General features: G+C 70.5%; 8 protein-coding genes. 1 reads left to right on the plus strand and 7 read right to left on the minus strand.

The window, feature by feature from the left end; genetic code table 11:
- Positions 1–149: 149 nt before the first annotated feature.
- The 7 genes from AB0C20_RS33940 to AB0C20_RS33970 form a co-directional block, all read right to left on the minus strand.
- Complete coding sequence (locus AB0C20_RS33940; protein WP_357569535.1) at positions 150–398, minus strand: hypothetical protein; 249 nt, start codon at positions 396–398, stop codon at positions 150–152.
- A gap of 55 nt (positions 399–453) precedes the next feature.
- Positions 454–618 (minus strand): hypothetical protein, encoded by a 165-nt coding sequence (locus tag AB0C20_RS33945; protein ID WP_357569536.1) that lies wholly within the window; start codon positions 616–618, stop codon positions 454–456.
- A gap of 123 nt (positions 619–741) precedes the next feature.
- Positions 742–1,125, minus strand: a complete 384-nt coding sequence (locus AB0C20_RS33950) for a hypothetical protein (protein WP_357184027.1) — start codon at positions 1,123–1,125, stop codon at positions 742–744.
- 64 nt (positions 1,126–1,189) lie between these two features.
- A complete protein-coding gene (locus AB0C20_RS33955; protein ID WP_357184024.1) occupies positions 1,190–1,480 on the minus strand; it encodes a hypothetical protein in 291 nt (96 codons plus the stop codon).
- Entirely contained in the window at positions 1,449–5,555 is a 4,107-nt protein-coding gene (locus AB0C20_RS33960; protein WP_357569537.1) for a toxin glutamine deamidase domain-containing protein, read from the minus strand. The genes AB0C20_RS33955 and AB0C20_RS33960 overlap by 32 nt, the downstream gene beginning before the upstream one ends.
- Positions 5,556–5,570: 15 nt before the next feature.
- Positions 5,571–5,903 (minus strand): hypothetical protein, encoded by a 333-nt coding sequence (locus AB0C20_RS33965; protein ID WP_357184018.1) that lies wholly within the window; start codon positions 5,901–5,903, stop codon positions 5,571–5,573.
- Entirely contained in the window at positions 5,900–6,322 is a 423-nt protein-coding gene (locus tag AB0C20_RS33970) for a YbaB/EbfC family nucleoid-associated protein (RefSeq protein WP_357184015.1), read from the minus strand. Before AB0C20_RS33970 ends, AB0C20_RS33965 begins: the two co-directional genes overlap by 4 nt.
- 78 nt (positions 6,323–6,400) lie before the next feature.
- Between AB0C20_RS33970 and AB0C20_RS33975 the strand changes: the two genes are divergently transcribed.
- The coding region (locus AB0C20_RS33975; RefSeq protein ID WP_357569538.1) for a YwqJ-related putative deaminase at positions 6,401–7,100 on the plus strand (700 nt) is incomplete at its 3' end.

Genomic DNA, 7,100 nt, shown 5'->3' on the forward strand with positions numbered 1-7,100 from the left:
GCCCGGCGGCCCGGTCGTTCCCGCGCCCGGCGCGTCCGGCGCGGCGTTCATGCCCGGCGTGCCCGGCGTGCGCCATGATCCACTCGGCTTCACGGAAGTCGGGCTATCCCACGGCCTTGGATGCCCCGACTTCAAGGAACCGGAGTCGATCACCCTCGGCCCGAGGCGTCGGCGCCATCCCCGGCGGCCCTACCGTCCGAGCCACCTTGAGCGGGGTCACCGTCGGCCCGGCCCCTGATCGCACCCAGGCCGAGCGCGAAGGCAATGCCGAGGGCGACACCGAAGGCGACGCCACCCTTCGCACCGAACACGGGAATGCCGATCGCCAGACCGATCAGGATGCCGACCGGCCAGGCCCAGACGGTGGACCTGACGCTCTGCGTACCGGATTTCGCCATGCGTCGATCTTATTCGGCCCCGCCAGGGCTTCACCCCCACCGACCGCTTCCACGCTCAGGCCAGCCCCAACTCCTCGCGGGCCTCCTCGACCCACCGACCAACCCCGTGCGCGCCACTGTCCGCCGCCAGCCCGGTCTCCAGGAAACGGGCGTGCAGGAGCCGCCCCCCGAGCCAACGCCACATCCGCGTCCAGCGCTGGGAGATCCCGCTCCGCCTCATCCAACGACTTCGCGTTGCCACCGAAGACTGCCTGCTCGTACCGCACCTGCGTCCGTACCAGCCGAGCCTCCAGTCCTCCGGTCTCACCGAACCGCTCTCCGTCTGTCCATCCGCGACGCGTGCCTACTTCACTCTCGCTATGTCGGGGTCCGCGCCAGGATCACCGGCTGCGCGAAGCTGCTCCTCGAACATGACGAACGTCCGCTGCCGAATCCCACGAATGAGCGCCTGCTCCTTCGGCGTCTCGTGACGCGCTTCGGCGTCCGCAATAAGCTGGATCGACCGCACCGTCTCGTAGAGCGCGAAGATTGGACCTTCGCCCTCGAGATAGTGCGCCCGGAACGCCTCCACCTCCTGCACGAAGTCCTCAGGAGTGCGCCGAAATACGTCGCCCCCGATGTCGAAAACGATCTCGCTAAACAGGTCGTTCTTTTCCTGCCAAGCACCAGTGTCGATCGCAACCCGCCAAACTCTGGCGCCGCCGTCGGGAGTCTCGACGATCTTCACAGGCGACTGGTAGTAGAGGTAGCAGGAGGGAAGCACAAGACCCCTGACCATCGGAATGTTCCCCTCAGTGAACACCGCCGCCGCGCTTGAAGATGGCGCGGATTGAACCTTCGTCAGGCAGCGTCTCACCACCGGTGACTGCTCCAACCACTGCCTCAGCGTCAGCGCGGCTCACGTTCTTGTAACGGTCCGCATTCCGGTAGTCGTCGAGGAAGCGCACTACAAGCCCCGGATCGTAGGCCCAAGCTCGGGCACGATGATCCCAGAGAACAGCCTGACCTAGGCCCGCATCCATGACGAAGAGGCCGGCCGCGTCGCTCTGCTCATCGATCCGGTAGATCACGTAATAGCTCAACAATCTCCTGCTCCAACTCTTCGGCAACCTGCGGCGCTATGGGGAAGTCACGAGACCCTAACCCCAGCCCTTGCACCACCTGTGCAAGGCTCGTTCCTTGGCTAGTCAGCCAGGCGCGGTATTCGCGCCAGACGCCGACGTTCTGGCTGATCCACTTGGCGAAGGTGGCATCCTTGGCCGGGAAGCGGAGATCGAGCCCGCTCGGCAGCGCATCCGGCAGGCCGCTAGCGCGGTTCACACTAATCATTCGCAATAGCGCGTCGACTCGTCGTTCGGGACTGTCCGAAGGACGCCTTACGATCTCGTACTCCTCATGGGTGGCCAGCCACACTTCTCGCGACACCGAAGTGTGCAGCTGCAACTCGATCAGCATCCCGTCCGGCGAACGAAGTGTGCAATTCAGTCCGTAGAACCGGTTTCCCTGGCGCCAGAAGTTCTTGCAGGCTGAAGTCGGCACTGAGAAGCCAGCTTCGGTCAGGCCGGCAAGGACTAGGTCGACGGCGTTACTGTAATGCTGGCCCGCTGGCACCTCGAAGCAAAACCTCAGGACATCATTGACGCCTGCTGCAAAGTCCGTTGCCCCGATCGTGGCGACGCGGGCCTCGTCGAGGTACTTCCGTGCCAGCGATTCCAGCCCCTTGACGCGATACTCGCGATCCCGTAATCGGACTGGTTCGTCTAGGCCAAGCGCGTCGGTCACGTCCTGCCCGACCTGAGCCAAAGCATCCTCGACCTGGTCAGCAGCGCCCAGAGCGCGCCCACGCAGCTCTGTGAGCACTGCCAGCTCGGCACTCGTGAGCTGGGCGAGGTTGGGCATTGATCGAGCAACATCATCGGGTTCGGCCCGGCCGAAATCGGCACCCGAAGAACCCGGGCCGTCGAGGAGCAGGTACATCCGGTTGATGTACGGGTCGCCGTGGCCGCCGTCGTCGTACGTCGGCGGGTGATCCGGCAGGTCGGGCCGTTCGCTGAACCGGCCCCGGGGTAGTCCGCCGAGCGGCATCGGTCTGCCGTCTCCGCTCAGCACCAGCGCGTCGATGCCGACCACGTCAGGGTAGAGCGGCCGGTCCCGGACCACGCCGTTCTGCGGGTCGACGTAGAGCACTGTGCCGTTCTGGTTGAGCGCCACCCAGGCGTGCGAACCACCGTGCGCCCACTCGGTGACCAGGAACGAGTAGCTGCCGTGGCCGCCCAGCAGCAGTTGGTCGTGCAGGTTGCCGTAGCCCCGGTCGGCGGCCTGCCGCGCCTGCGCTGCGTCCGTACGTTGACCGGACGCCGGGGCGAGGAGTTGCTGGAAGCGTCCGCCGGTCACGTCCTCCACCCGACCGGGGCCGCCCGCCTCGCCACGGATGGGGCGCCGGATGTCACCGTCGAGGTAGCCGTCGAACGTTCGGGGCGCCGATACGCGGGGTCGCCCGTGCACCCACGTCTCGAACAGCGACAGTGTGCAGTCCAAGCAGTTGATGCCCCGGGTGGCGTCGGCCGCGGGACCGCCGTCGTTGAGCAGCCCGAACCAGCCGCCGTGTCGAGGGTCGGCGGTGCGGGTGACGGTGCCGTCCGGTCCGCGGGGCATCTGTCGTTCGACGTCGACCTGGTGCAGGGCGAGCGGTGGCCGAAGTCCTCCGGGCTGCCCGTACGGCCGGGAGTCGTCGATCGGCGGCGGATCGTCGTCGCCGGTGAGCATGGACGGGCCGGCAGTCTCCACCGCGCCGAGCGCCAGGGCGCCCACGTCCCGGTTGGCGTGCTCGAAGGTGGCGCTGATGTCCACTACCGGCGGGGCCGTGGTGCCGGCCAGCACCGCGTCTGCCAGGTCACGCCATTCGGCGTACGCGCGAGTTTCCTCGTTCGCGGCGCGCTGCCAGCCGTCGGCCCACTGCCGGTTGCCGGCCTGGTGCAGTTGCCGGGCGTAGGTGGCGTACTCGACGGCTCGCCGATCGTGCTCCACGGCGCGGGTGCGCAGTCGGGAGGCCTCGGCCTGCCGGCGGTTGTTCTCGAACCCGATCCGCACCGACTCGTAGTGGTCCTGGTAGCGCCGCCGCTCGGCGGCTTCCGCCGCAGCGGCCCACTGCGCCGCGTACGAATCGTTGGTCTCCGGCTCGCGCACCGTCGGGGCGCCGAACGCTGCCACGTCGACGGGGATCGACGCCCTTCCCCGGGCGGGATGGTCGGGCGCTCGCACCGGTGCGGGCGTCGCCCGGGTGGGGACACGCGAGGGCACGGCGAACCGACCCACCGCCGGTGGGGTGGAGGCGACCGGCAGTGGCCCGTGGGTGGTGGTCGGGACGCCGAAGGTGACCGGCGCCGCCAGCCCGGGGGTGGTCGTCGGCGCGGAGGGGCCGGTCGCCGGAGACCATGCGGTCGGTCCGGAGGTGGTGGGGTGCGGTGAGCTGCCGGGGTGGGTTGGCGGCACACCGCTGGCAGCCGGCCCGCCGCTCGATTCGAGGGGACCGACCACGGGCGCGGACGCCGACGAAAGCCTCGGATCAGCACCCACCACAGGCCGACTCGGGTCGGCCACCGCCGAGGTGGCCGGATCGGCAGCCGAAGCCGACGCGACGGGACCGACATCCACCGCCGACGTGGCCGGGGTGGTGGTCGTCGCCGAGGGCACGGGGTCGGACGGGTGTGCGACGCCCGCTCTGTCGCCGAACGACCCGCCCGTCGACGGAGTCACCTCGGACGCGCGTACCGAACGATCCACCGCGTCCACGTCGGACACCGCGCCAACCGGCATCGGTGACGACGTCTGCACGTCGGGCGCGACCGGAGACGCCAGCCCGGCTCCCCGTGACTGCTCGACAGCCGGTGTCGTCGGCGCAGCCGACTGGTTCGACGGCGTGGTGGCAACGCTCTCCGTCGCCTGCATCGGAATGCTCGCAGCCGTCGCCACGCCACCCGAGGCCACACCACCGGCAGCCCCCGCAGAAGGAGCGCCCGTCGCAGCCGAGGCCACCGCAGACGAGACCCCGACGGAGGGAGACCCTCCCGCAGAGACCGCGTCCCCCGCGACGGGCGGCACAGCCGGGAGGGAGGGGCCCGTGAATGATGCTCCGGCAAGGGCGTTGGCCTGTGCGTCGAGCCGGGCGCGTAGCGCGTGGTCGGTCTGCCCGGTCGCCGAACCGGTGGCCCCGGACGCGGCGGCGCGCGCCACGTCCTCCATCGAGGTCAGGCCCTGACCGGTGGCCAGGCTCGCCGCGCTGTCGGCGAGCACCTCGCCGGTCATCTCCCGCCCGAGGTGCTCCCCGACTTTCGCCGCTCGCCCGGTCGCGTGCCGGCCCAGGCCGGCCAGCGGTGCCACCGCCCCGCCGGCCAGCCCGCCGACCGCCGAGGCGCCGAGATCGGTGAGGTCCAGGCCGTGCGCCCGCCCGGTGGAGTTCTGGTACGCCTGGGTGGCCAGGGTGACCCCGGCCTCCTCGGTGGCCTCCTCCAGCCCGCCACGGACGGCCCGCTTGGCGAGCCCGCGTGCACCACCTCGGGCGACCTCCTTGGCGGCCCGCTCGCCGGCCTCCTTGAGCCCGTGCTTGAGGGACTTGCTGGCCAGTTGGCCCATCAGCCGCTTGAAGATCTGTTGAACCAGCAGTCGTGTCGCGGTGATCGCCGCGCCGGCGGCCGGGGTTGCCGCACCGGCGGTCAACACCGCCGCCACCGCCACTGTGAGAAGCTCGATGACCAGGATGCCCAGCTCGATCCAGACTTCCAGCTTGGCGCCCTCGATGTCGCAGCCGCACTCCTCGACCAGGCGGCCCAGGTCGGCCGTGACCGCGAGCAGCACGGAAAGCGGGGCGTCAGCGCCCTCGGCGATTCCCCGCCAGGCCGCCTCGAACGCCGCGTCGACAGCCCCGACGCCGCCGTACCCGTTGTGCACCTCGACGGCGGCCGCGGCGGCGTCGGCGTGCGGCCCGGCGAGCACGGAGGCGACCGCGTACCACTGGTCGGCGACGTCCCAGACGGCCCGCTCGTTGCCCTCCGGCCACTGCACGCCGACCACCCAGTCGAGGGCCTCGTAGATCCAGCCGGGCACGTCCCAGGGCGCGTAGTCCAGGGGGTGCGGGATGGGGCTCGGCAGCACGCTCATCGGGATCGTCGACCGTCAACGCCGGTCGGCGGCCCGACCGACCCGGGCGGCGTTGGCCCCGTCGGTCTGCACGCTCGCGTCGACCGCCTCGACCACGTCGCTGCCCAGCTCGGTGAGCCGGTGCCCGACGCCGGCCCAGGCCCGCAGCACTGTCTGCTCGAACCCGCGGTAGTTGCGCTCGAAGGCGGCGCCGATGTCGTCGCGGCCCCAGGGCCGGGCACCGCTGGCGGCCTCGATCGCGCCACCCTCCGCCGCACGGCGGGCCGTCACCGCATCGCCGGCGAGCGCCAGGTCGGCACCACCCCGGAGGGCCCGGGACGGATCAAGCCAGAGCTGCCCGTCGGTCATGGCTTCGCCTCACCGTTGCCGAGGACGGCGTCGGCCCGACCGAGCAGCGTGGCGTAGTCGCCGGTCTTGAGGAAGTCGGTCGCCCCGGAGCCGGCCGGCATGCTCTCCGCGACGAGGTCGCGGGTGGCGTCGGCGGCGGCGGTCGCGGCGGCCCGGATCGTTTCGGTGACCTTTCGGCCGAGCGCGTCAGCGTCGCGGTCTCGGTAGATGGCCGGCGTCAGCTCAACCTTGATCAACTGGCCCTGCGCGCCCACTGTGGCCGTCACCTGGCCGTCAGCCGAGCGACGGGTCACCCGCAGCGCGGCGAGTCGTGTCTGGAGCGTGTCCAAACCGGACCTGAGCTGCTGGTATTGCCCGTAAACGTCGTCGAATCGGGCCCTTAGCTCGCGATTGACGCCCCGGTCCGCCTGTTCGTCCACCGCCGCCCTCCCGTCACCGTCGGTAGAGCAAGACAATACCGGCCGCCATCGATCCGCGTAGTCCGGTAGTTTCAATGCGTGATCGACCGTCAACAGGCCGAGCAGCTCGCGGCCACCTGGGCCCGCCGTGACTCGCAGCGTCTCGGCCACGAGTGCACCGCAATGGTCGACGAGTTCGACCTGGGGTGGGTCATCACGTCCGTCGTGCCCACCGAGGTGCGCACGGTGCCGGGTGACCTGCCGACGACAGTCATCGACAAGCAAACCGGCACTGTCACCACCTGGCCCCGGGTGCCGAGCACTGTGGTGGCGGAGCTGTACCGGCGTAGCCAGCCCGTCGGGCCGACGGCTCCCCGCACCCTCGACCCGTCGAGCCTGCTGCTCCGGGAAATCCATCGGGGCGCCACCCCGAACACCGCCGCGCACCTGACCATCGACGGACGGATCTGGACGGCCCAGGGCACGAAGGCCGACGTGCCACTCAACCATCACCCGCTGGTCCGCGACTATCTCGACCAGCTGCCCCCCGGCGAGTTGGTTCGCGGCGGGGCGGCGCACGCCGAGCTGATCGTGATCTCCGACGTCCTGCACGAGTACGACCACCGCCGCGCCGCCGAGGGCATCGCGCCGATGGGCCGGGCCGAGGCAGCGGCGCTGCTGGAGGGCGCCCGCTTCGAGATCTTCCGGGTCCGTGAGCCGGGCGATCCCGCTGGTGGGCCCGCCGAGCGGCCCTGCGACTCGTGCATCGCCTTCCTGGTGCGGGCGAACGTCCTGCCGG

Source organism: Micromonospora sp. NPDC048843, from assembly GCF_040649965.1.
Taxonomy (GTDB): domain Bacteria; phylum Actinomycetota; class Actinomycetes; order Mycobacteriales; family Micromonosporaceae; genus Micromonospora; species Micromonospora hortensis.